Origin of the sequence: Kribbella sp. NBC_01484 (assembly GCF_036227145.1) — a bacterium.
GTDB lineage: Bacteria > Actinomycetota > Actinomycetes > Propionibacteriales > Kribbellaceae > Kribbella.
Map to the genome: position 1 here is coordinate 6,640,427 of NZ_CP109437.1, position 22,221 is coordinate 6,662,647.

Annotated in this window: 19 protein-coding genes; 7 read left to right on the plus strand and 12 right to left on the minus strand. The window is 70.3% G+C overall.

All coding sequences use genetic code 11. From position 1 onward, the window contains the following. Nucleotide 1: 1 nt before the first annotated feature. Nucleotides 2-1,048, plus strand: coding sequence for a LacI family DNA-binding transcriptional regulator (locus OG555_RS32270; RefSeq protein WP_329476326.1), 1,047 nt, complete (start codon nucleotides 2-4; stop codon nucleotides 1,046-1,048). A 1-nt stretch (nucleotide 1,049) separates the two neighbouring features. Here the strand turns inward: OG555_RS32270 and OG555_RS32275 are convergent, their stop codons facing one another. Genes OG555_RS32275 through OG555_RS32285 form a run of 3 tightly spaced genes read right to left on the minus strand, consistent with a single transcriptional unit; the run spans nucleotide 1,050 to nucleotide 3,710 of the window. After that, nucleotides 1,050-1,706 carry a hypothetical protein gene (locus OG555_RS32275; protein WP_329476327.1) on the minus strand — a complete coding sequence of 219 codons (657 nt, stop codon included), beginning with the start codon at nucleotides 1,704-1,706 and terminating at the stop codon, nucleotides 1,050-1,052. Further along, a complete protein-coding gene (locus OG555_RS32280; RefSeq protein ID WP_329476328.1) occupies nucleotides 1,703-2,524 on the minus strand; it encodes an ABC transporter ATP-binding protein in 822 nt (273 codons plus the stop codon). Before OG555_RS32280 ends, OG555_RS32275 begins: the two co-directional genes overlap by 4 nt. After that, nucleotides 2,436-3,710, minus strand: a complete 1,275-nt coding sequence (locus OG555_RS32285; protein WP_329476329.1) for a hypothetical protein — start codon at nucleotides 3,708-3,710, stop codon at nucleotides 2,436-2,438. Before OG555_RS32285 ends, OG555_RS32280 begins: the two co-directional genes overlap by 89 nt. Nucleotides 3,711-3,849: 139 nt before the next feature. Here OG555_RS32285 and OG555_RS32290 point away from each other — a divergent pair, with 139 nt between their 5' ends. Continuing rightward, complete coding sequence (locus OG555_RS32290; protein ID WP_329476330.1) at nucleotides 3,850-4,899, plus strand: ArsR/SmtB family transcription factor; 1,050 nt, start codon at nucleotides 3,850-3,852, stop codon at nucleotides 4,897-4,899. Here OG555_RS32290 and OG555_RS32295 read toward each other — a convergent pair. Next, a complete protein-coding gene (locus OG555_RS32295; protein WP_329476331.1) occupies nucleotides 4,835-7,249 on the minus strand; it encodes a beta-glucosidase family protein in 2,415 nt (804 codons plus the stop codon). The two genes, OG555_RS32290 and OG555_RS32295, sit on opposite strands and share 65 nt — an antisense overlap. Before the next feature lie 46 nt (nucleotides 7,250-7,295). Here OG555_RS32295 and OG555_RS32300 point away from each other — a divergent pair, with 46 nt between their 5' ends. Next, nucleotides 7,296-7,862, plus strand: coding sequence for a TetR/AcrR family transcriptional regulator (locus OG555_RS32300; protein ID WP_329476332.1), 567 nt, complete (start codon nucleotides 7,296-7,298; stop codon nucleotides 7,860-7,862). Between the two features lie 16 nt (nucleotides 7,863-7,878). Here OG555_RS32300 and OG555_RS32305 read toward each other — a convergent pair whose 3' ends face one another. Together OG555_RS32305 and OG555_RS32310 are read right to left on the minus strand one after the other, a co-directional pair. Next, a complete protein-coding gene (locus OG555_RS32305; protein WP_329476333.1) occupies nucleotides 7,879-8,610 on the minus strand; it encodes a sulfite exporter TauE/SafE family protein in 732 nt (243 codons plus the stop codon). Between the two features lie 3 nt (nucleotides 8,611-8,613). Further along, nucleotides 8,614-9,030, minus strand: a complete 417-nt coding sequence (locus OG555_RS32310) for a YkvA family protein (RefSeq protein ID WP_329476334.1) — start codon at nucleotides 9,028-9,030, stop codon at nucleotides 8,614-8,616. 484 nt (nucleotides 9,031-9,514) lie between these two features. On the opposite strand from OG555_RS32310, the gene OG555_RS32315 reads away from it, so the two are divergent. The 3 genes from OG555_RS32315 (at nucleotide 9,515) to OG555_RS32325 (ending at nucleotide 11,391) form a co-directional block, all read left to right on the plus strand. After that, nucleotides 9,515-10,198 carry a CPBP family intramembrane glutamic endopeptidase gene (locus OG555_RS32315; protein WP_329476335.1) on the plus strand — a complete coding sequence of 228 codons (684 nt, stop codon included), beginning with the start codon at nucleotides 9,515-9,517 and terminating at the stop codon, nucleotides 10,196-10,198. 115 nt (nucleotides 10,199-10,313) lie between these two features. After that, a complete protein-coding gene (locus OG555_RS32320; protein ID WP_329476336.1) occupies nucleotides 10,314-10,733 on the plus strand; it encodes a hypothetical protein in 420 nt (139 codons plus the stop codon). A gap of 118 nt (nucleotides 10,734-10,851) precedes the next feature. Beyond that, nucleotides 10,852-11,391 (plus strand): GNAT family N-acetyltransferase, encoded by a 540-nt coding sequence (locus tag OG555_RS32325; protein ID WP_329476337.1) that lies wholly within the window; start codon nucleotides 10,852-10,854, stop codon nucleotides 11,389-11,391. A gap of 1,927 nt (nucleotides 11,392-13,318) precedes the next feature. Here OG555_RS32325 and OG555_RS32330 read toward each other — a convergent pair. The 6 genes from OG555_RS32330 to OG555_RS32355 form a co-directional block, all read right to left on the minus strand. Then, nucleotides 13,319-14,050: an amidohydrolase family protein gene (locus OG555_RS32330; protein WP_329476338.1), complete on the minus strand. Its 732-nt coding sequence runs from the start codon at nucleotides 14,048-14,050 to the stop codon at nucleotides 13,319-13,321. A gap of 46 nt (nucleotides 14,051-14,096) precedes the next feature. Beyond that, entirely contained in the window at nucleotides 14,097-14,825 is a 729-nt protein-coding gene (locus OG555_RS32335) for a hypothetical protein (protein WP_329476339.1), read from the minus strand. A 109-nt stretch (nucleotides 14,826-14,934) separates the two neighbouring features. After that, complete coding sequence (locus OG555_RS32340) at nucleotides 14,935-16,164, minus strand: DegT/DnrJ/EryC1/StrS family aminotransferase (protein ID WP_329476340.1); 1,230 nt, start codon at nucleotides 16,162-16,164, stop codon at nucleotides 14,935-14,937. A 29-nt stretch (nucleotides 16,165-16,193) separates the two neighbouring features. Then, the gene (locus OG555_RS32345; RefSeq protein ID WP_329476341.1) at nucleotides 16,194-18,140 is read right to left on the minus strand and encodes a hypothetical protein; all 1,947 of its coding nucleotides are present in this window, start codon (nucleotides 18,138-18,140) and stop codon (nucleotides 16,194-16,196) included. After that, nucleotides 18,137-20,020 (minus strand): outer membrane protein assembly factor BamB family protein, encoded by a 1,884-nt coding sequence (locus OG555_RS32350; protein WP_329476342.1) that lies wholly within the window; start codon nucleotides 20,018-20,020, stop codon nucleotides 18,137-18,139. Before OG555_RS32350 ends, OG555_RS32345 begins: the two co-directional genes overlap by 4 nt. A 145-nt stretch (nucleotides 20,021-20,165) precedes the next feature. Further along, nucleotides 20,166-21,380: a helix-turn-helix domain-containing protein gene (locus OG555_RS32355; RefSeq protein WP_329476343.1), complete on the minus strand. Its 1,215-nt coding sequence runs from the start codon at nucleotides 21,378-21,380 to the stop codon at nucleotides 20,166-20,168. Between the two features lie 108 nt (nucleotides 21,381-21,488). Here OG555_RS32355 and OG555_RS32360 point away from each other — a divergent pair, with 108 nt between their 5' ends. Then, nucleotides 21,489-22,112, plus strand: coding sequence for a maleylpyruvate isomerase family mycothiol-dependent enzyme (locus OG555_RS32360; protein WP_329476344.1), 624 nt, complete (start codon nucleotides 21,489-21,491; stop codon nucleotides 22,110-22,112). The last annotated feature ends 109 nt before the right edge of the window (nucleotides 22,113-22,221 follow it).

The following is a 22,221-nucleotide window of genomic DNA, read 5'->3' on the forward strand; positions in this document are numbered from 1 at the left end:
GATGTCGCGGTTGAAGGGTCGCGTCACCCTGGCGACGGTGGCGGACACGGCCGGCGTCTCGGTGGCGACGGTCTCCAAGGTGCTGAACGGTCGCAGCGACGTCGCGCCGGCCACCCGGGCGCGGGTGCAGGAGATCCTGGAGCGGCACGGGTACGTCGGCCGCCGGCCGAACCCGGTCCAGCGCGACACCGTCGAGTTGTTCTACCAGGGCGTTGTCAACGCGTACTCGGTCGAGGTGATCCAGGGCGTGGTCGAGGCCGGTCAGGCGGCCGGTGTGGATGTCATCCTCAACGCACACCCGCGGCATCCGCGGACGTCGAACGTCGGCCGGGCGGCCCGGTGGATCCGGGAACTGATCGGCAACCGCCGCCGCGCCGCGATCGGCATCACCAGCGAACTGTCCGCCGCGGACCTGGCCGCGCTGTCGCGGGCCCGGCTGCCGCTCGTCGTGGTGGACCCGATGAACATCGCGCAGCCGGATGTGACCAGCGTCGGCTCGACCAACTTCGCCGGCGGCATGGCAGCGACGCAGTACCTGCTGTCGCTCGGGCACCGGCGGATCGGCTACGTCGGCGGTCCGCCGACGTCGGGCTGCAACCAAGCCCGGATGAGTGGCTTTCGCAGCGCCATGGAGGCGGTCGGTGCGACCGTGCCGGCCGAGCACATCTGGTTGCAGGACTTCCTGTACGACGATGGCCTGGCCGGAGGTTGTGCGCTCCTCGATCTGCCGGACCGTCCGTCCGCGATCTTCGCCGGCAGCGACGAGGTGGCACTCGGCATTCTGGAGGCGGCTCGAGCGCGCGGTCTGCGCGTCCCGGAGGATCTCAGCGTGGTGGGCTTCGACGACACCGAGGTAGCCCGCCTCGCGTCCCCGCCACTGACCACCGTGAAGCAGCCCCTCCGCGAGATGGGCGCCGTCGCCCTCCGCACCGCCCTCCAACTCGCCGCCGGCGAAAAGGTCGCCTCCCACCACGTAGAACTCGCCACCTCCCTGATCATCCGCGGCTCGGCCGCCCCCATCCACATCTCATCCGTCGCCGCCTCCTGACTCATTCCCTCCGGTCGGCGAGCGCCTTCGTGGCGAACAGGGCAGCGATCAGGATGGCCGCGGCCAAGGCGGTCAGGAGCGTGAGCGGTACGGCGGTGCCGCCCGGCGTGCGTCCATCCGACAGGAGGGTCATCAGGGGACGGATCGGGGAGATCCAGCGGAGCAGAAGGACGGCGAGGATGGCGGCGGCCGCGGTCAGCATCGCGATGCCGATGCGGGGGATGACCAGGCGCGAGCAGAGCAGTCCGATGGCGATGCCGATCATCGCCGCTGCGAGTTGGGCGGCCGAGCCGACCACGAGATCGCCGGCCGTGAAGACGTGCTTCCCGGTGACGATCGGGTAGACGATGCCGACCACGAGCAGCGGGACGCACCAGGTCAGGACGACGGTGACAGTGATCACGAGGACGCGCAGGGAGCTGCCGATCATGACCAGGGTGATCTTGTGCTGGGTCGGGTCCTCGTGGTTGACGAGACTCACCGTCAGCCAGGTCGTGCAGACCAGCATCGCGAGAACGCAGAACGCGTACGACGACTGGAGTGGTCCGTTGTCGGACGTCGTACCGACGGCCATTGCGGCGAGGAAGATCAGCGTCGGCGGGAGGTAGCGCTGGGAGAGCAGGACGCTGGCCATGAGGTAGCGGTAGAGAGCGGTCACTCGGGCTTCACCTGCCGGACCGTGGTGACCGACCAGCCGTGGTTGAGCGCGGTCAGCAGGGCCGCGTCGTGGCGGCCGGTCGGCAGCATCAACGTGACACCGGTGTCGTGGCGGCGTACCTCGAGGACGTCTGGCTGCCGGGTCCAATCAAGCTCGGCCCCGGCGATCAGGGAGATCTCGGTCAGCATGGCCGGTGGCCTGCCTTCGGTGGCGTGAAGCTGTCCGTTGCGGAGTTCGCAGACTCGGGTCGCGGTGGAGCGGACGACCAGGTCGGAGTGCTCGGTGAAGGCGACCGCAGCACCCTGCTCGCCGGTCTCGGTGAGGAGCTCGCGCAGTGTCGCGTGAGCGGCGGAGTCGAGTCCGGACCAGGGTTCGTCGAGGACGAGGAGTTGCGGTGGGTCGAGCAGTGCCTGGGCCAGCGCGACCTTCTGCGCGTTGCCCTTGGACAACTTCCGCATCGGCGTGTCCGCGCCACCCGACAGCGCGAGCCGATCCAGCAGTTCGCCGGCCCGGTCCCGGGCCACCCGGTCGCTGAGGCCGCGGATCCGTCCCATGTGCCGCAGGTACGCCGAAGCCGACAAGCGATCGTGCGACGCGAACACGTCGGGCACGTAGCTCACGACCCGCGCAGTGCGCCGGACCGTGCCCGTCGAAGGACGGGACAGGCCGACCATCAGCTTGAGCACGGTGGACTTGCCCGAGCCGTTGGCGCCGACCAGTGCGAGCAGCTCACCCGCGTTCACCCGCAGGTCGACGTCCGCCAGGATCTCCCGCCGGCCGTACCGCTTGGAGACCTTCCGGAGCCGTACTACTTCCATGCGGCGAGCCTATCCATGCGTTGGGGGTCATCACGCGTGCCAGCGGGCGGGTGAGGACCGCGGAAGCCAGGAGCGAGGCGGCGGCGAAGGCGGTGATGGCCGGTGCCGCGGAGGTCAGGTCGGCGAGGGCGCCGGCCAGGATCGCGAAGACGCCGAAGGCGGTCATCCGGAGCGCGGACTCCAGGCCGAGGACCTGGCCGCGGAGATCGGACGGGGTGAGGTCGACCAGCACCTCCTGCTGGGACAAGGACGCCGAATAGCCGCTGCTGCCGACCGCGACGAGCACCCCCAGGACCGCGATCGGCAGGTCGAAGGCGAAGCCGAGGAACGGCACGGCCAGCAGGAACCGCAGCCAGCGGCCTGCGAGCCGGCGGCCGGTGCGGGTGAGGAACCGCCCGGCCACCAGATCGCCGGTCATCATGCCGGCAGCGCCGGCAGCCAGCAGCCAGCCGGCGCGCGGACCGGCGTACGGGACGAAGAGGGCCTCGCAGCCGACCATCAGGCCGTTGGGGATGGACAGTGCCAGGAGCAGCGGGCGAGTTCTCGCCTGCCCGAGCAGACGACGGTTGCCGCGCCAGGTCTCGCCGAGGCCGGTCCGCGCGACTCGCCGGGGCGCGCGGTTGCGCAGCCCGAAGCGGAGCACCGGAACGGTCAGGGCGGAGAAGCCGGTCGCCAGCCAGAGCACCGCCGACGGACTGATTGCCTGAAGCAACAGTCCGGCGATGCCGAAGCCGGCGATCTGCATCGCGCCGACGGACAGGTTCATCGCCGAGCGACCGAGGATGAACTGGTCCTCGCCGACCACCTCGCCGAGCAGGCCCCAGCGGACGCCGGAGCCGATCGAGAGTCCGTAGGCAACCGCGAGCGCGAGCAGGAGCCGGAGTCCCGGGGAGAGATCCAGGGCAGCCTGGGCGCAGATCGCGACCGTGGAGAGTCCGGCGAGCAGGGTGAGCACCCGGCGCGGCCGGGCGGTGTCGGCCGCCGACATCAGCGTGGAGACGCCCAGGACCTGGGCGAGCGACGGGCCGAACATGATCATCGCCGCCAGCAGCGCGGACCCGGTGGTGGCGTCGACCATGATCGCGAGCGTGAGGCTGGTCATCGTCGACGCCGCGTTGCCGAGGGCACTGCCGATCCACAGATTGCGGAACTCGCGATTGGCGAAGATCGCCGCATAGGTGCTCATCCACGTCCTCGCTTCGCTCCGGGCGCGGATGAGACACGAGATGCGCTGTGCTTGAAGATGAACTCGCTTCGCTCCTTCATGTCCCGAAGCCTCGGCGTAGCCTTCTTCCAGGCCTACAGTTTCGGGTGGAGGCGAAACGTTGTCCGAGTTCCTGGTCGATGCCGACACGCTGGCGAACGCCCGGTTCGGCACCTCGCAGCTGACCGAGACGGTGTCGGCGCTGCAGATGCTGAGCACGCCCGCCGAGCCCTGGTACCGCGCGTGGAAGGACGCCCACGTCACCGCGTTCCAGCGCGAGCTGGCGGACAATCCGATCTGGGCGGCGATCCTCGACAACGCCTTCGGCCGGAGCTGGCTCGCCGACTTCCTCACCGTGCCACCGCTCGAGCCGGACCTCGAGTTGTCCGACGAACTCGAGCTGCTCACCTCGCTCGACGACGACCACATCCGCGCGGACCTGAGCGTCGTACGGACGACGCTGCCATCCTTGCTGCTCGAGTCGCAGGGACTGGCCGAGCAGGCGGCCGGGTTGCTGCGGTGGGTGTGGACCACCACGGTCGAGCCTGACTGGCCGCGACGGCTGCGCGTGTTGCAGGCCGACATCGTGTCGCGTACGTCGCGGCTCAGCGAGCAGGGGTGGTCCGGCGTACTGCGGGGGCTCGGGCCGGATGTCCGCTGGCTCGGTGAAGGGCGGATCCAGGTGAACCGCTGGGACTACCCGCGGACGGATGTGCGTGGCCGCGATCTGATGTTCATCGCGGCCCACACGAACCGGGGCCATGTCAGTTGGCGGCTGCCGGACCGGTTCGCGCTGACCTATCCGGTGACCGGGATCTTCGCCGGCACCGAGACGCCCGACGAGCCGCTGGTCGAGCTGCTGGGCCGCAACCGCGCGCGCATCCTGGTCGAGGCCGCCGGCCCGGTCAGTACGACGCTGCTCGTCGCAACGACCGGCCTGTCCCTGGCCACGGTGTCGGACCACCTTCGCGTGCTGACCGGCGCCGGACTGCTGGAGCGACGGCGGTCCGGACGCTCGGTCCTCTACTGGCAGTCCGACACCGGCCGTCGCGTCGTACGACGACCGGTGTCGAACCAGTCCGGGCCAGGCTCGGCCGGCCGGGCAGCTAGCGGATCCGCAGTTCGGTCGAGAGCGGCAGATCCGACACAGCCGAGCCGGCCCGGAGAGTGAAGGCACCGGGCTCGGTGGTCCAGCCGTTGTCCCAGTGCTCGAAGGTGCGGTCGTGCAGTTGGACCGTGATCTCGCGGGCCTGACCGGCCTCCAGGCGTACGACGGCGAACCCGGCCAGCCAGCGGACCGGGCGATCCACGGTGCTTTCGGGGCGTTCGGCGTACACCTGGACGACGTGCTTGCCGTCGCGCTCGCCCGTGTTGCGAACGATCAAGGCGACGGACGACGGGTCGTTGGCGCGGAGATCGGAGAGCTCCCACCTGGTGTAGCCGAGGCCGTGACCGAAGCCGAACGCGGGCTCGGTGCCGGCCCGGAGCCAGGCGCGGTAGCCGATGTGCACGCCTTCGTCGTACCGGACGACGCCGTCCTGCGGTGTGACGTCGATGACCGGTACGTCGTCCTGTTCGCGAGGCCACGTGGTCGGGAGGCGGCCGCCGGGCTCGACGACGCCGAGCAGTACATCGGCCAGCGCGTTGCCGTACTCCTGGCCGCCGAAGTAGGTGACCAGCAAGGCCGCGACGTCGTCACGCCAGGGGAGGAGGACCGGTGAACCCGCGTTGACGACCACGACTGTGCGTGGGTTGACCGCGACCACGGCCCGGACCAGGTCGTCCTGGCGGCCCGGCAGGGCGAGCGTTGTACGGTCGTAGCCCTCGGACTCGACCTTCGAGTTGGTGCCGACCACCACGAGGGCGACGTCCGCAGCTCGGGCGGCAGCGACGGCCTCGTCGATCAGCGCCTGCGGGTCCGAGCGGTCCGGCTCGACGCCGACGGTGATGCTCAGCGCGTTGCCCAGACCGCCCTCGCGATCGGGGAGATCGAGCTCGACGCGGACGTCGATCGGCTGGCCGGCGGTCACCGCGAGCGGAGCCGTGACCGACGGCGGCGACAGGAGCGCGGCGCCCAGATCCGTGCCGACCGGTACGGCGGTCTCCTCGAGCAGGAGGTTGCCGTCGGCAAAGATCCGGCCGCGGCCGACGGAGGCGAAGCCGAGCAGGATGTCGCCGCTCTCGGCCGGGGTGTAGGTGGTGTGGAACTCGAAGACCGCGGTGTCGGTGATCGGTGCGTTGCCGCCGAGGTAGACGAGGGCGCTGGAGAACCGGTTCTCGGCGAACAGCTCCATGCCGTCTGCTTCGAGGAAGCGGACGCGCGCGCCCGGCTGGCCGTTCACCGGATTGGTCATCGTGGCGAGCGGGAGCTCGGCGACGCCTTCCTGGACCACGGCGCCGATCGAGTAGGTGATCTCGGCGTTCGGGAGGGCCTGTTGCAGTCCGGCGAGGGGCGAGACCACGGACGACGGGATGACGGTCGCGCTGCCGCCGCCCTGGGTCCGGGCGTCGCGGGCGTTGTGACCGATCACCGCGACCCGCTGCAGCGCGTCGGCGCTCCACGGCAGCTCGCTCTTGTTGCTGAGCAGCACCGAGCCTTCAGCCGCGGCGGTACGGGTGAATGCGACGCCATCGACCTGCGGTACGTCGGCCGGCTTCTCGAAGCCTTCGAGTGCGCCGACCCGGGCGGCCAGCGCGAGCAGGCGCAGCACCTTCCGGTCGATCGCGTCCTCCTTGACCTCGCCGGACCGCACGGCCTCGACGAGCGCGTCACCCCACGCGCCGACCGGGCCGGGCATCGCCAGGTCCTGTGAGTGCTTCGCGCTCTCCACGCTGCGTACGGCGGTCCAGTCGCTCACCACGACCCCGTCGAAACCCCAGTCGGTGTTGAGTGGTGTCTCGAGCAGATCGTTCTCCGAGGCGGTGGCGCCGTTGATGGAGTTGTACGCGCTCATCACGAGCCACGCCTTGGACTCGGTGACCGCCTTCTCGAAGGCCAGCAGGTACACCTCGCGGAGGGTGCGCTCGCTCACAACCACATCGACGGTGAAGCGCTCGGTCTCGAAGTCGTTGGCGACGTAGTGCTTCGGGGTGGCGCCGACCCCGAGCTCCTGGACGCCGGCGACGTACGCGGCGGCGAGCTCGGCGGTGAGGACAGGGTCCTCGCTGAACGCTTCGAAGTGCCGTCCGCCGAGGGGTGACCGGTGCAGGTTGATGGTCGGGCCGAGCACGACGTCCACGTTCTTGCGCCGGGCCTCGAGGGCCGAGACGACGCCGTACCGATGGGCGATGCCGAGGTCCCAGGACGACGAGAGCGCGGTCGCCGACGGGAGGTTGAGCGACGGGTCGCGCTCGTCCCAGACGGCGCCACGGACGCCGCTCGGGCCGTCGGACAGCACCATCGAACGCAGGCCGATCCCGGGCAGGGGATGGGTGGACCAGAAGTCCTGTCCGGTCAGGAGCCGGACCTTCTCCTCGAGCGTCAGCTGCCCGAGCAGGTCGTCGAAGTCGGCGGGAATCATGGCGACGACTGTACGCGCGAAAACCGAGTAGTGCTAGGTTTTGGTCATGGCTTCCAGAGGTCCGTACGCGAAAGGTGTCGCAAAGCGGGAGGAGATCCTGCGGGCGGCGCTCGAGGTGATCGCCCGGCACGGCTACCGGAACACCTCGACGCGGGAGCTTGCGGCCGCGGTCGGGCTGAGCGAGGCCGGGCTGCTGCACTACTTCGGGTCCAAGGAGAAGCTGTTCGAGGCCGTTCTCCGGGCGCGGGACGAGGCGGATGTCGAGCGGTTCGAGCAGTCGGAGCTGATCGGCAAACTGATCGCGATCATCCGGCACAACCGCGACGTACCGGGTCTGGTCCAGCTCTACTCGACCTTCTCGGCCGAAGCCGGCGATCCCCAGCACCCCGCCCACGACTACTTCGTCGATCGGTACGCGCGTCTCCGTGAGTCCCTGGCCGAGTCCGTCCGGGTCCGTCAGGCCGCCGGCAGCATCAACCCGTCCGCCGACCCCGGCACCATCGCCACCCTCGTGATCGCTCTCTCCGACGGCCTCCAGATCCAGTCCCAGTTCGACCTGAGCGCCGAGCCCGCCGACCTCCTCGACGACCTGATCCAGCTCCTCCACCCCTGATCGTGGGCGTGCCGGGTCAGAGTCCGATGAGGAAGAGTGCTCCAGCGGCGAGCAGGCCGAGTTCGACGAGCAGGACGAAGACGCGATCGCTGATGCGGCCGACGATCTGCTTGCCGGTCCAGGCGCCGAGCAGGGTCGCCGGGGTGAGAGCGACGCCGTAGAGCAGCACCTGGCGGGTGAGCAGGTCACCGGCTCCGTAGGTGGCGATCTTCGTGAGATGCATGGTGAGGGCGCTCGCGGCTTCGGTGCCGATGTAGGCGGCGCGGGTGAGGCCGTAGGCCAGGAAGAACGGTGCTGTGAGTGGGCCGACCGAGCCGAGCAGTGCCGAGCCGAGGCCTGACGCCGCGCCGACCACCGCAAAGGCCGGATCGGCGGGCTTGCGGGTACGCCGATTGAACCGCCGCCAGACCACCACGGCGATCAAGAACACCCCGAGCAGCCGTTGCAGTGCGGCGAGCGGCGCGTGGGTGAGCAGGATGCCGCCGGCGACCGCGCAGGGCACGGCGCCGAGGGCGAACCAGCCGATCAGCGGCCGGCGGAGTTCATGCCGGTTGAGCCAGGCCCGGGAGGCGTTGCTGGACAGTTGGGTCAGGGTCAGCATCGGCACCGCGACACGCAGACCGAAGAGCGCGGTGAACACCGGCAGCAGGAGTACGCCGCCGCCGAATCCGGCGACCGCGGACAGCGCGGCCAACGCGAACGCGGCCGCCGACGCGGCGAGCAGGGTGGGCACGAAATCGGTGAGCATGTCTCAGCAGGCCGCGGGGAGGCCGGCGAGGCGTCGTACGGCGGCCAGGCCGTCCGGCGTACCGGGCCAGTGCCGGTCCAACGCGGCAGGACCGGCTCGGCGAGTGACCGAACGGAGTGCGAACGCGACGATCACCGCGTCATCGGCGTAGCCGATCACGGGGATGAAGTCGGGCACGAGGTCGAACGGTAGTGCGAGGTAGACCAGCAGGAGCCATAGCCGGACCCGGACCCCGCGGGGCAGCGTTCGGTCAGCCGCCAGGCGCCGCAGCAGTCGCACCAGGTCAGGCAGGAGCCGCAGGGCGTCGCGGATTCGCAGTTCGTCGGGCCGGGCGAACCACAGGGCTACGATCAGCGCTATCCACAACAGCAAGATGCCGGCGGCGGCACCCGCCACGATCGACCACCACTCACCTGTCACCCGGCCCATTCTGGCTCTGGGTGCTGAAGGGCGGTCCGAGGGCTGGCGGGGGGATAGTAGTCGCATGACGAGATCCGCCGACGAATCCGCCGATCCCGCCGAGCTCAACCCGCCCGGCCCGCCGACCTCGGCCGACCCGTCATCGTCCGCCCCGCCGACTCGGGTCGACTCGTCATCGTCCGGCACCCACGCCGGTGATCCGGCCTCCGACGCGGCGAGTCCCGGCGGTCCGTCAGCGACCCCTCCGGCCTCCCGAGCGCGCGCTGGTGCCGGCGATCCGTCTTCCGCGGCGACTCCTCCCGCATCCCCAGCCCGCGCCGCTACCGGCGATCTGTCTTCCGCCGCGACTCCTCCCGCGTCCCCAGCGCGCGCCGGTTCCGACTCCGGCGATCCGTCGTCTGTCGCGATGCCGGTCGGGGTCAGTCGGCGATTGCTGACGCAGGAGGTTTGGTTGGTGCTGGCGTTGTCCCTGGGAGCTTCCGGGGTGTCGGCGCTGATTTCGTTTGTGGGGGTGCTGACGTCGGCGAAGCCGATCAGTGGGCAGACGGCCGTGATCGTGGGGTCGCGGGCCCCGGGGCGGCCTTGGCTGGATCTCTCCTGGCAGATCTTCGCGGTGGTGACCGCACTGGTGCCGGTCGCACTCGTGGCGCATCTGTTCGCGCGCGGTGGTGAGTCGCTCCGGGCGATCGGATTCGATCTGAGGGATCGGTGGCGCGATCTCGGTCGGGGGACGGCGGTTGCCGCCTGTATCGGGGGAGCGGGCCTGCTCTTCTACATCGCGGCACACGCCTCCGGCGTGAACCTGACCGTCGACCCGTCCCAACTGCCCGACTACTGGTGGCGCATCCCGATCCTCGTCGCGGTCTCCGCGCAGAACGCCATCCTCGAGGAAGTCATCGTCCTCGGCTACCTGAACCACCGCCTGGACCAGCTGGGCTGGTCCGTCCGCAGCGCCACCGCCGCGAGCGCGCTGCTCCGCGGCTCCTACCACCTCTACCAGGGCCTCGGCGGCTTCGCCGGCAACGTGATCATGGGCGTGATCTTCACCTACCTGTACCGCCGCTGGGGCCGGATCATGCCGTTCGTGGTGGCCCATACGCTGATGGACACCACCGCCCTGATCGGCGCGACCTACCTCCTCGGCAAGGTGTCCTGGCTGCCGAGCTGAGCCTGGCGCGAGGTCACCGAAACGACTGACACGTAACCGACCGGGCCATTCGCGGGTTGATGGTGTCGTGACAGTTAACGGGGAAATCACCAGTCCGCCCGAAATCGATGCAGGTTTGGCCGCCGCCGCGCTGGCCGTGTTCGCACACCGGCACGAGGTCGTCCATCTCCTGTACGCCGCGACCGACGAGCCGGACGCGCTCACCCGGATCGGAGGCCTGCTCCGCGTCGACGAGGCAACCATCGCCCGCGTGCTCGACCAGCCGTTCCGATGGATGCTGCCCCAGTTCCGCACCGAGCTGGAGTCGATCGCCGCCGCCCCGGCCACCCTGCCCACGCCCGCCACCCGGACCGCCCCGGTCGCGTCCGCCCCACTCGCCGCGCCGACCGCCTCCGCCCCCCTCACCGCCCCGGTCGCGTCCGGCCCACTCGCTGCGCCGGTTGCGCCCGCCCCACTCGCCGCACCGGATGCGTCCGGCCCCCTCGCGGGGCCGGTTGCGCCCGCCGAGCCCACCCCCACTCCGGCCACAACCTGATCAGCCACGAGCCGACCGGCCACGGACCGACCGGGCGCGGACTGTCCGGCCACGAGCCGACCGGCCGCGGACTGGCTGCCGCCGGTGCGGCCGGTGTGCCCAGGGCTCGGTTGAGGTGATGCAGACGTATGGCGCGGACATCCTCGGGATCGCGGATGAACTGACCGACGCGTACGTCGAGGTGTTCACGGCCCCGCCGTGGGACCACCGGGATCCCGAGCAGACCCGGATCGCGTTCCGGAAGCGCCTGGACAGCGATGCACTCCGGCACGGGTTCCGCGCCTGGATCGAGCGGTCGGACGACGGGCGGATCGCCGGGTTCGTGAGCGGCTGGACAACGCCGGCGCCGTTCCGCCGGGATCGCGCGTACGGGAGCGTGCTCGACCGGCTGGGTCCGGAGCAGGTCAGGGAACTGCTGATCGGCGCGTTCGAGATCGACGAGCTCGGCGTGGCGGAGCACGCCCGGGGAGCCGGCCTCGGCCGGCGGCTCCTCTCGCTGGCCATCGCGGAACACCCGCGCGCCTGGCTGCTGACCTGGAACCAGGCCCACGACACGATCGCCTTCTACCGCCGCATCGGCTGGAAGGAGCCCGAAACCCGCGGCCCCGAACACGACATCATCGTCTTCCTAGCCCCCAACCACCCAGGCACCGCCTAACCCCTCCGCCCCCAACCAGCCAGGCGCCGCCTAATCCCTCCGCCCCCAACCAGCCAGGCGCCGCCTAATCCCTCCGCCCCCAACCAGCCAGGCGCCGCCTAATCCCTCCGCCCCCAACCAGCCAGGCGCCGCCTAATCCCTCCGCCCCCAACCAGCCAGGCGCCGCCTAATCCCTCCGCCCCCAACCAGCCAGGCGCCGCCTAATCCCTCCGCCCCCAACCAGCCAGGCGCCGCCTAATCCCTCCGCCCCCAACCAGCCAGGCGCCGCCTAATCCCTCCGCCCCCAACCAGCCAGGCGCCGCCTAATCCCTCCGCCCCCAACCAGCCAGGCGCCGCCTAATCCCTCCGCCCCCAACCAGCCAGGCGCCGCCTAATCCCTCCGCCCCCAACCAGCCAGGCGCCGCCTAATCCCTCCGCCCCCAACCAGCCAGGCGCCGCCTAATCCCTCCGCCCCCAACCAGCCAGGCGCCGCCTAATCCCTCCGCCCCCAACCAGCCAGGCGCCGCCTAATCCCTCCGCCCCCAACCAGCCAGGCGCCGCCTAATCCCTCCGCCCCCAACCAGCCAGGCGCCGCCTAATCCCTCCGCCCCCAACCAGCCAGGCGCCGCCTAATCCCTCCGCCCCCAACCAGCCAGGCGCCGCCTAATCCCTCCGCCCCCAACCAGCCAGGCGGCCTGACCCCTCCGCGCCTGCCCCCGCCCCGACCTCCGCCGACCTTCCTTGACCACCACCCCATCGCCCCACCCCGCCGGCCCCAGCCACTCCGCCCGAGCCACCCCTCAACCACTCCGCCTGAACACCACCCACCTGAACGCCACGTCCAACCGCGTGCCCATTCAGGGGATAACCGGATATCCCCTGCTCCGGACGATTCCGTGGGTGTTGCCCGCACCGTCGACCGGATCGCCAGGCCATCACAACCAGGCGAGGACGACGGCCTCCCTCCGGCGATCGCAGCGTCTCGGCGATTGTGATGGCCTGGGAGTCCACCCACGCCGCGGCGGCGGTGGCGGGTTTGGCGATGCCGCGCCGCTGACCGGACCTGCACCCCCAGCGGCAACCGACAGAACACGGCCGACGGCCGGTCCGGCTGCGGAGGCTGTCGAGGGTGCGGCCGGAGGGTGGGCGTGCCGGCGCGACAGGAGGTGTCCGCTCCGGCCCCGGCGTGGCCGGCCGGAGCCAGGCGTGAATGCCTCCTGCGACCAGTACCCCTGGACCGACACCACCTGTCGAGCTGGCACGCCCAGCCGGCCTCGCCCACACATCCAGCAGAAGAGCTGGTTATCCGCACGAGTGGTGCGCTGTCTCCTCGTACACCACCAGAGAACCCAGCACGCGAATGGATATCCGTGTTGGCCGTCCGGGTGCCGTCTGGCGGGCGGGGGCGCGGACACCATGTCGGGACCTAGGACACCTCATGACATGTCCCAAGTCCCGACATCCTGTTCCAGGCCCCTGCTCCTGTCCGAAGTCCCCGGCGCTGTGCGCCGGCAGTCGTCCCGGCTGCTGTGTGCCGGGAGTCTTCGCGGCTGCCGTCCGGCGGCCGTCGCGGCTGCTGTGCGGCGCCAGTCGTTCCGGCTGCTGCGCGCCGGCAGCCGTCCCGGCCGCCGCACGGCGTCAACCGCGGCTGCTGAGCGCCGCCAGTTGTCCCGGGCCCGACCTGGTACCTCCGCCCCGGCCTGCCCCTTGACCCGGAGGGTTGCCTCCTGAGATTTCCAAGGGGCAACCCTCCAGGTGAGGGCGTGCCCGCTCTGGTGGAGGGTTCGCCCGGAGGCGGAGGCGGAGGCGGAGGCGGAGGCGGAGGCGGAGGCGGAGGCGGAGGCGGAGGCGGAGGCAGAGCAGGGCGGGGCGGGGCCGGGACAGAGCCGGGGCCGGGGTGGGGGCGGGGTGGGGGCGGGGTGGGGGCGTGGGCGGGTGGGGTGAGGGGTCAGAGCCTGAAGAGGGTGGTGGCGTTTTGCCACATGATGGCTTCGTGTTCGGTGGGGGTGAGGTTGGCGGCTTCGAAGGCGCCGATGGCTACTGAGGGGTCGATCAGGGTGGCGTCGGTGCCGAACATCAGGCGGGACGGGCCGAGCTGGTCGAGGATCCAGCGGATGCGGTTGGCGTCGGGGGCCGACCAGCAGGGTTCGAACCAGATGCGGTCCGAGCGGGACGCGGCCTCGGGGACGAGCGGCCAGCCCGGGGCGCCCATGTGGCCGGCGATCACCCGGGCGTCCGGGACGCGGTCCGCGACGTCGGCCAGGTCGACGACGTTGCCCGCCCAGGTGTGGACGAGTGTCGGCAGCCCGTACTCGGTGGTGAGCTCGATCGCGGCCTGCATCGCGGGTGAGTCGATCGGCGTCCGGCTGTATTCGGTGTGGATTTTCGCGCCGACCCACCGCGTCCGGCCGTCCCCGGCCAGGAGTTCGCGCAGGTCGGCCTTCGCCTCGTCGAGCCGGCGCGGGTCGACCACGATCATCCCGCGCAGTCGTGGATCGGCGGGCAGTTGTGCCGCAAGCGACCGGTTGCCGACGGGAGCGTCGTACACGATGGCCTCGATCGCGGAGACCAGTTGGATGTCGATGCCGAAGCGGTCCATCAGTTCGATGTTGACGTCGACCGGTCCGACGTCCATGGAGAAGAACCAGGGCCCCCAGTGGGCATGCACGTCGATCAGCACGATGGCTCCAAAAGACGGTTCGGGCACCAGTGGGCGGGTACGGCGATCAGCATGTCGGCTCCAGGAGGGTGGTCAGGTTCTGACTGCCGGTCTGGGCGATCTCCGCGGGGGTGAGCTTGGACGTGAGCAGCCGGCGTACGACGGAGTGGGTCTCGTGGAACGGCGTCCGGCAGCCGAGGACCAACCGGTCCGCGCCGACCTCGCCGGCGACGATCTCCAGCGAGTCCGGGCCGGTGAGCATCCGGGTCGAGGTGTGGAACCCGGGCTCCGAGCGGGCCAGGATCACGAAGTCGCCGAGGTAGTAGAAGTGCGTGTCGAGGAACACCACTCGCGCCCCGAGTCCACGCAGCGCCGGGCCGACCCGCCGTACGTCGCCCTCGGCGAAGATCGTCAGACCGGCCTCCACCAGCAGCTTCACCACGTGGCCGAAGGAAGGGAACCCGGGCTCGACGCTCTGCGCGGTCGGCGCCAGCCGGATCGCCCGCGGCGGCGACGCCGCGGACAACTGCCGCTCGAGCTCCCGCTCGGCACCGAGTGCATCGCGCAGGTCCAGCACCGGGCACAGCGGCCAGCCGTTGCTCTCGGCAACCTGCTGGGCCTCGTCGTTCCCGGACGGTACGTCGAAGTGCACCGCCCGCAACGCGGACACGACCCCACCCGAGATGCCGGTGGCCTTGAACACCTCCTGCACCGTCTGGGCCCGGCCCCAGCGGCCGGTCGTCACGTCGTGCCCGACCAGTACGTCGCAGTCGAGCAGCGGGGGAGCGTCGGTCATGGGGCCTCCCGGCCTGGACTGAGGAGCGAAGCGACTGGAGCGACGAGGGAAGGGCGGGAGTTAAAGCCCCATGACCCCCGCGCCGGAGGCGCGGCATTCAACTCGGTCATCAGGCCTCCTGGGCCAGTGCGCTGTGGACCTTGCGGATCGCGGCGACGATGTCGTCGACGTCGGCCTCGGTGTAGTTCTCGTTCCAGGGCAGGACGAGCAGCCGGCTGTTGATCAGCTCCTCGGCGTTCGGACACAGACCGACCGGGTACGAGACGTCCTGCATCGGGAAGCCGGACTGTCCGTAGGTGATCCGCTCCCGGACCGCCGGCGCGGCGTACAGCGGGCCGGTCAGATATCCGCCGTTCGCCGGCACACCCTCAGCGGTGAGTGCGGCAGCCCACTCATGCAGCTCGCCGGCCGCAGGCGAGAGGATCAACGGGTACTGCCAATAGACGTGATCGCCGCCATCCGGGGGAGTCGTGATCCCGGCCAGGTCCGCGATCCCCGCCGACGCCCGGGCAGCCGCCGTACGACGATCTGCCACGACGCCACGCAGTCGCGTCAGTTGTGCGCGGGTCACCGACGCGACCAGCTCGGTCATCCGATAGTTGAGGGCGAGGAACAGATACGTCCGCTCGTCGGTGTCGCGCGGCCAGCCCTTGTCCGCGAACAACCGCATCCGCCGGGCCCGCGCTGCGTCGTCGGTGACTGCCAGCCCGCCGTCACCCGCGCTGATGTGCTTGGTCTGCTGCAGGCTGAAGCAGCCGATGTGCCCGATCCGACCGACGAATGTGTCGCCGACCGGCGCGAGGTAGGCCTGCGCGCAGTCCTCGATCAGCAGGATCCCGTGCCGATCGCAGAGCTCGCGCAACTCCCGCACCGGCGCCGGTTTGCCGAACAGGTGGACGACGATCACGGCCTTGGTCCGCGGCGTGATGGCGGCCTCGACCGCGGCCGGGTCGAGGTTCCCCGTGATGGGGTCCACGTCGGCGAACACCGGTACGGCGTTCTGCATCATGATCGGAAACACCGTGCCTATGTCGCTGATCGGCGTGGTGATGATCTCGTCGCCGGGCTCGGGGTCGACCGCGGCCACGGCCAGGTGCAGAGCCGCCGTGCCTGAACTGCACGCGACCGCGTACCCGGCGCCGAGCAGGTCGGCGAACTCCAGCTCGAGCGCAGGCGCCTCGGTGCCCCAGGTCGCGGACAGCATGCCACTGCGGAGGACCCGCTCCACTGCCTTGACCTCGTCGTCGCCGAAGCGCCGCCCACTGGCGTCCATCACCGACGGCAGCGGGGACGTGCGCACCGCGGTGCCGCCGTCCCGGGCGAGCACGGTCTTCTCCATCGCTGCTAACCTCCTGGAGTTGATGTTGCTCACGGCAACGGTAGGCGGACGAGATCGCGGTCGGCGAGTCCCCACACGCTGTGCCGCTCGCCGCGGACCGGCGTCAGCTGGGGCACGGTGTACCACCCGTCGCCGAGTTTGTTCACCAGCAGCTTCGCCTCGGTGAGCCCCGGCCCGAGCTGGTACAGGTTCCCGCCGAAGTTCGTCTCACAGTAGACCCCGGTGCGGTCCGTGTGGAGCTGGCCGTAACCGGAGAGCTTGTTCGTGCCGCGGACGACGGTCTTGGTCCGGAGGTCGTACGTGAACCAGCCGCCGCTGGTCCGCTTCAGTACGCCGTACAAGACCCCGTCGCGCACTGCGACACTCTGGATGGACCGTTCACCGGCGAGTGGTTCGACTGTCCACAGCAGCTTCCGCTTGCACAGGTCGAAGGCGGCGATCGCGGCCGACGTCCGGATCGGGGTGATGCCGCCCCCGCCGACCACGTCGCCGCCGAGGTAGGCGATGCCGTCGACGATCGAGACCGTCATCACGCTCTGGTCGGGCAGGATGCCGTAGTGCACGTCCAGCTCGCCGGTCCGTACGTCGAGCAGTGTCAGCGCTCCGGTGAGCTTCCCCGTTCCGGGTGCCGATGCGATCGCCAGCAGCTTCGACTTCGCGTCGTACGCCGCCTGCCAAGGCCGGAGCTGGTCATGGCCGATCGTGCCGAAGCTGTGCACCTCCGTGGTGCGCGGATTCACCCGGACCACCTCGGTGCTCGGATAGAGCGCGGAGTACAGCTCGCCACGCAGCCAGGTGAGCGTCTTCGCCTCGCCAGCGACGCGGATCCGCCGCGTGGTGCCGGTCGCGACGGCGTGCTCGCTGATGACCCAGTGGCCGCCGACATACAGGTGTGGGTCGCCGAGCGTGATCGACTGCGGCTTGTCGGCCTCGGGGATGAAGCCCGCGTCGATGAGATCGAGCAGCTCGAACTCACCAGTTACCAGATCGAGCCACCACAGCACGCCCGACCCGGTCGAGCCGAGCAGGGTGTTCGCATCGAGCAGCTCCAGCTTGCGATGTTCATCGGCAGGCGCCGGCGTGGCGATCGCGGTCAGGCTCGTGTCGCCCGGCCCACACGACCAGACGGTCCCCGAGCCCCGCGTCGTCGCGTACGCCGTACCGTCCGGAGCGACCGTGAGCGCGTCGATACTCGTCTCGCCGGCCGGCAGCGGCACGATCCGTACGTCGCTGCCGTCGAGCGCCATGCTCACCAACGAGCCATCGGTGCCCGCGTAGATCCGGTCGGAAGCGGCGAACGGCCCGAACTTCTGCCCGCGGATCGCCTCCGGCGTCAGGTCGCGGAAGCTGCCGTCCGTCCGGTCGTAGCAGACCAGCTGCGACGGGGCGTAGATCCCGGCGTAGACGAAGTTGCCTGCGGCACCGACGTACCGCCCGTACTGCGCGCCCGCCACCGGAGTCCCGATTCGGGTGAGGGCGTTGGTGGCCGGGTCGATCTGCCAGATCGTGCCGTTCGGGTAGCTGACCGCGAAGACCTGCCCGTCGGGTGAGGTCACCAGGTCCCAGACGAAGCCGCCGGCTCCGGCCAGGCTGCCGACCCGGGTGAGTTCAGCGGTGATCGGGTCGAAGCAGTAGACGTCGGTGACCGGATAGAGGCCGACGTAGACCTTGCCGGCGGCGACCGTGATACCCCAGCCGCCTTCACCGACCGGGAGCTCGACCGTCCTGGTGACTCGCCTCGTCGTGAGGTCGATCTCGGTCAGTCGCGGTGGCACGATGCCCCGGCTGATGACGTACGCGCGGCCGTCGTGGACCGCCATCGCGACCACGGCCGCGGTCAGACAGGCGGGCCCGAAGCTGGGCAGCGTGGTGCCGTCGATCGGAGCGTCCTCGGCATGAGCGGCCGTCGTGGGCAGCGCGGTGGCGGCGGTGGTCACGAGCGCGCCGGCCAGCACCGTACGGCGGGAGACAGTCATCGCAGCCCCTCGATCCGGACCAGGTCGCGGCCCTTGATCGTGTAGAGCGCGTCACCCGTGGGCGACGCAGTGATCAGTGGATAGCTGTAGATCTGCGCACCCAGCCCGTCGACGACCGTCGTCACCGTCGGCGCGCCCGTCTTGCTCGGGACGACCTGGAACACGCGCTGGCTGTCGGTCCCGAACAGCCCGGCTCGGGCGACCGACAGCCGGCTCTGCGCGGCCCCGATCACGGCGGTGGCGAGCACCTTGCCGGTGTGGGGATCCAGGACGGCGAGCCGCCCGTCGTCGGTGGTCGCATAGAGCCGACCGCGATACATCAGCACATCGCTGTAGCTCTGCGCACCCGGGAGCGGAGCGACTTCCCACAACGTGCGGTTGCGGCGGAGGTCGAACGCGACGACAGTTGCCTCCGGCAAGATCGGGTCGGTCCCCAGACTGTTCCGGGTCGCGCCACCGAGATAGGCGATGCCATCGTCTGTGGCCACGGATCGGACGGACTGCTGCGGTACGACGCCCCGGTGCACCTCGCGTACGCCGGTATCCAGGTGCTGCTCGGTGAGAGTCCCGTCGTACTTGCCGTAGTCGGGCTCTGTCGAGATCAGCCAGGTCCGCGACCGCGCGTCGTACGCGTCGTCGGTCGGCCGGGTCTGCTCGTTGCCGATCTGGCCGAGCTCGTGCAGGGCGGTGCCGTCCGGTTTCATCGACCACAGCCGGGCCAGCGTGTAGACGCCGAGGTAGACGTCCCGGCCGACCGGGGTCAGCGTCTTCGCCTCGCCCGGAAGGAAGGTTCGTGTGCTCGTGCCGGTCGCCAGGTCGTGGACCTGGACGCCGGCCTTGCCACTGACCAGCACCGAGGTCGCGGTGGCGGCGATCGCCATCGCCTGCTCCGGTGCGGGCGGCAGTCCGGCCTGACCGAGATCGGTGCCGGTGAACGTCCCGGATGCCTGGTCGAAGTCGACGACCTGGCTGGTCAGCTCCGCACGGATGGCCGAGCCGTCGACGAAGATCCGGTTGAAGTAGGCGCCGTCGTACGGCGAACCGAGTCGACTGAGCGTGGTGTCGCGGTACCGGTACAAGGTGCCCGACGGCCGGGTGCCGAGGTAGATGTCGCCGGTCGGTGAGTCGATGGTGATCGCGGTGACGTATTGATCGCCGCCCGGGGTCTGGACCTCGACCGGGTTGCTCAGGTCGGCGGTGTCGAACAGCAGCATCGTGCCGGTCGGCGAGAGGCCGGCGGCGAGCGTCGTACCTTCCAGGGTCAGCGTGGCGACGAAGGTGCGATCGGCGTATTTCGCAGGCAGGACGTCGCGGCGCTCACCGGTGGTGCGGTCGATGGCGATCAGGTGGGCCTTGGTGCCGACGCCGGCGTAGATCGTGGTCGCGTCGGCGGCGATGCTGCGGACGTACTGCTCACCGGCGATGGCGGCGCCGTACTCCTTGGTGGCGCCGGTGGCCGGGTCGTACTCGTGCACGGCACCGTCCGGGTACGTGCCGGCCACGATCTTGCCGTCGGGTGTCGCGGCGATCGACCAGATGAACGAGCCGAACCGAGCCACCTTGGTGGCGATCCCGGTCGTGGTGTCGATCCGGTAGACGTCGCCGGGGGTGTAGAGGCCGACGTACAGATCGGTGCCGATATGGGTCATCGCCCAGGCGCCGGCGCCGGTGGGCAGGGAGAGCTTGCGGTCGATCGTTCGGCCGGCCGGGTCGAAGGCGCCGACCTGGACCGGCGAGACGCCGGACGTGATGGTCCAGATCCGGTCGCCGACCTGCTCGGCGACGCTGGTCGAGGTCACCGCGGAGGCGGGTCCCAGGTTGGTGACGGTGGTTTCGGTCAAGTCCGGAATTGCTGCCTGGGCCGACGCCGAAACGCTCACCAGGCCTGCACATATGACGACGAGACTGCTCAATCCCCGTGTGAATCGCTTGTCCACAAGGCCTCCCGGGACGCGGCGCACCGAATTACGGTCATGGCTGAAATTAGCCGGACGTGCGTTAGTGCGTCAACAGGCCGGGAAAAGATCAGAGATGAACGCGGTAGACGACCAGCGGGCGGCCGCTGCCGTTGCCGAGCTGGGTGCCGGTGGCGTCGGCGAGCCCGGCGCGCTCCAGCCGGTTGAGAACCCGGCGGGCGGTGCGGGGCTGGATGCCGAGGTAGTCGGCGACGGTCCGGGTCGTCAGTCCGTCCTCCGGCGTGGCGTGCACGAGCTCCTGCAGGCGCTCGAGCGTCGCCTTGGACAGCCCTGCTCGCTGGGCGAGAAGTTGCAGCTTCGAGCGCTGCTGCGCTCGCGGTGCCGCGCCGCCGACCAGAATGAGATCGATGTCGTTGCGCAACGAGACCACAGCCGCGGTCCGGCCGGCTGTCTTCGCGCGGCCGAGCGCCCGCCGGGCGAGCGCCTCCGTCTCGGTCCCGGAGCCGCCGATACCGAATCCGATCCGCACCGGGCCGAACTGCTCCTTCAGCCTGGTCAGCATGCCGAGCTCGGTGAACGCAGCTGTCGCCTGCTCGAGCGGTCCGCGCGTGGTCACGACCAGATACCGCTTGTCGTCGTACCGGATGACGCTGCCCCCGAGCGAGCCGGCCTCGCGCCTGAGCGCACTCTCGCCGTCGGCGGCGATCTCGACCAGACCCAGCGCGATCTGCGCATCGTCACTGCGCAAAGCGTCATGGACGAGCAGCAGACTGTTCACGGCCGCCCGCACCGAGTGGACCGACGGCGCCAGCCGGAGGGTGGTCTGCTCGGTCCGGAGCTTCTCGTACGCCGATCGCAGGCAGGTGATCGCGACAGTGGCGCCGGCCTTGCGGTGGAACGCGATCACGTCGTCGGAGCTCAGCCCCTGGCGATACGGCAGCACGCGGATCCCGCGGGTCGGCAACCCGACCTCGTCGAGCGTCTCGCGGACCTGGGCCTCGTCGAGCACGTCGATGCTCATCGAGGTGACGTCGCGGCCCTCCCGGAGCAGCTGGACCAACGCCCGCATCAGCGTGGCGCCGGTGTACTCGACGTAGGCCGCCGGGCGGTCGAGCAGGCCGTGCGCGGCCGCGAGTTGATAGGGGACCACGCCGGTGAACAGCCACGCGTCGACGCTCGGCGGCGCCTCGGCCATCACCTTCGGGGTGTCGGTCTCGCGCCGGTAGCGCAGCGGGACGACCTCCACCCCGCGCAGCGCCCCGACGATCCGGCTGCTGGAGGTGACCAGATCAGACGGCCCGACCACCCCGATCGTCGTCACCATGGAGCCCCCTCTTTCGTTCGGCTCAGTTTCACCAGATCGCCGCACCGCCGCAAGAACCCGCGCCGTACGCCGGACCCGGAGGTTGGCCTGGTCCGCTACGTTTCGACCATGAGCAGGCTGATGCGATCGCACGAGTGGGTTGCCGCGGGTACGGCGCTGTGCCGGGGAGCGCTCGTGGAGCTGGACGGACCATCGCTGCTGCCGGGGTGGACCCGCAAGCATGTGGCGGCTCATCTGTCGCTCAACGCGGAGGCGATCGGCAACCTCGTGCACTGGGCGAGGACCGGCGAGGAGCGCCGGATGTACGCGTCGCCCGAGCAGCGCGGCGCGGACATCGAGGCGGCCGCGGTGCGGCCGGCAGACGAGTTGCTCGCCTGGTTCGAGGAGTCCGCGCGGGTGCTCGCGGACGCGATGACCGAGCTGACCGACGAGCAGTGGCAGCGGCCGTTGGTCAATGCCCAAGGACGAGACATCCCTGCGTCCGATACCCCGTGGATGCGCAGCCGGGAGGTGATGATCCACGCGGTCGACCTCGGCACGGGCGTGACCTTCGCCGATCTGCCGGCCGACTTCCTCGAAGCCCTGTCCGTGGACATCCGGGCCAAGCGTGGCGACGTAGCCGAGGTGACGGGTCCGCTGCCGGAGGTGGCCGCGTATCTCGCCGGGCGGTCGTACGACGGTGTGCTCGCAGCGGACGGGAAACCGGCCGAGCCGCTGCCGCCCTGGCTCTAGTTGCACTCGCTCGTGAGATCGGTGGGACCCCAGGCGATCTCCGGAAACAAGAGTGCGCCATGTGACCGCGAAGTTCCGGAAAGCGTCAAAACCCGCACACTGTGTCGCG

Excerpts from the sequence above, each read along its gene's own strand:
- OG555_RS32305 (WP_329476333.1), bottom strand. The coding sequence starts at position 8,610 with ATGCTCACCGATTTCGTGCCCACCCTGCTCGCCGCGTCGGCGGCCGCG.
- OG555_RS32270 (WP_329476326.1), top strand. The coding sequence starts at position 2 with ATGTCGCGGTTGAAGGGTCGCGTCACCCTGGCGACGGTGGCGGACACG.
- OG555_RS32355 (WP_329476343.1), bottom strand. The coding sequence starts at position 21,380 with ATGGTGACGACGATCGGGGTGGTCGGGCCGTCTGATCTGGTCACCTCC.
- OG555_RS32300 (WP_329476332.1), top strand. The coding sequence starts at position 7,296 with ATGGCTTCCAGAGGTCCGTACGCGAAAGGTGTCGCAAAGCGGGAGGAG.
- OG555_RS32280 (WP_329476328.1), bottom strand. The coding sequence starts at position 2,524 with ATGGAAGTAGTACGGCTCCGGAAGGTCTCCAAGCGGTACGGCCGGCGG.
- OG555_RS32360 (WP_329476344.1), top strand. The coding sequence starts at position 21,489 with ATGAGCAGGCTGATGCGATCGCACGAGTGGGTTGCCGCGGGTACGGCG.
- OG555_RS32285 (WP_329476329.1), bottom strand. The coding sequence starts at position 3,710 with ATGAGCACCTATGCGGCGATCTTCGCCAATCGCGAGTTCCGCAATCTG.
- OG555_RS32345 (WP_329476341.1), bottom strand. The coding sequence starts at position 18,140 with ATGACTGTCTCCCGCCGTACGGTGCTGGCCGGCGCGCTCGTGACCACC.
- OG555_RS32295 (WP_329476331.1), bottom strand. The coding sequence starts at position 7,249 with ATGATTCCCGCCGACTTCGACGACCTGCTCGGGCAGCTGACGCTCGAG.
- OG555_RS32325 (WP_329476337.1), top strand. The coding sequence starts at position 10,852 with ATGCAGACGTATGGCGCGGACATCCTCGGGATCGCGGATGAACTGACC.
- OG555_RS32340 (WP_329476340.1), bottom strand. The coding sequence starts at position 16,164 with ATGGAGAAGACCGTGCTCGCCCGGGACGGCGGCACCGCGGTGCGCACG.
- OG555_RS32335 (WP_329476339.1), bottom strand. The coding sequence starts at position 14,825 with ATGACCGACGCTCCCCCGCTGCTCGACTGCGACGTACTGGTCGGGCAC.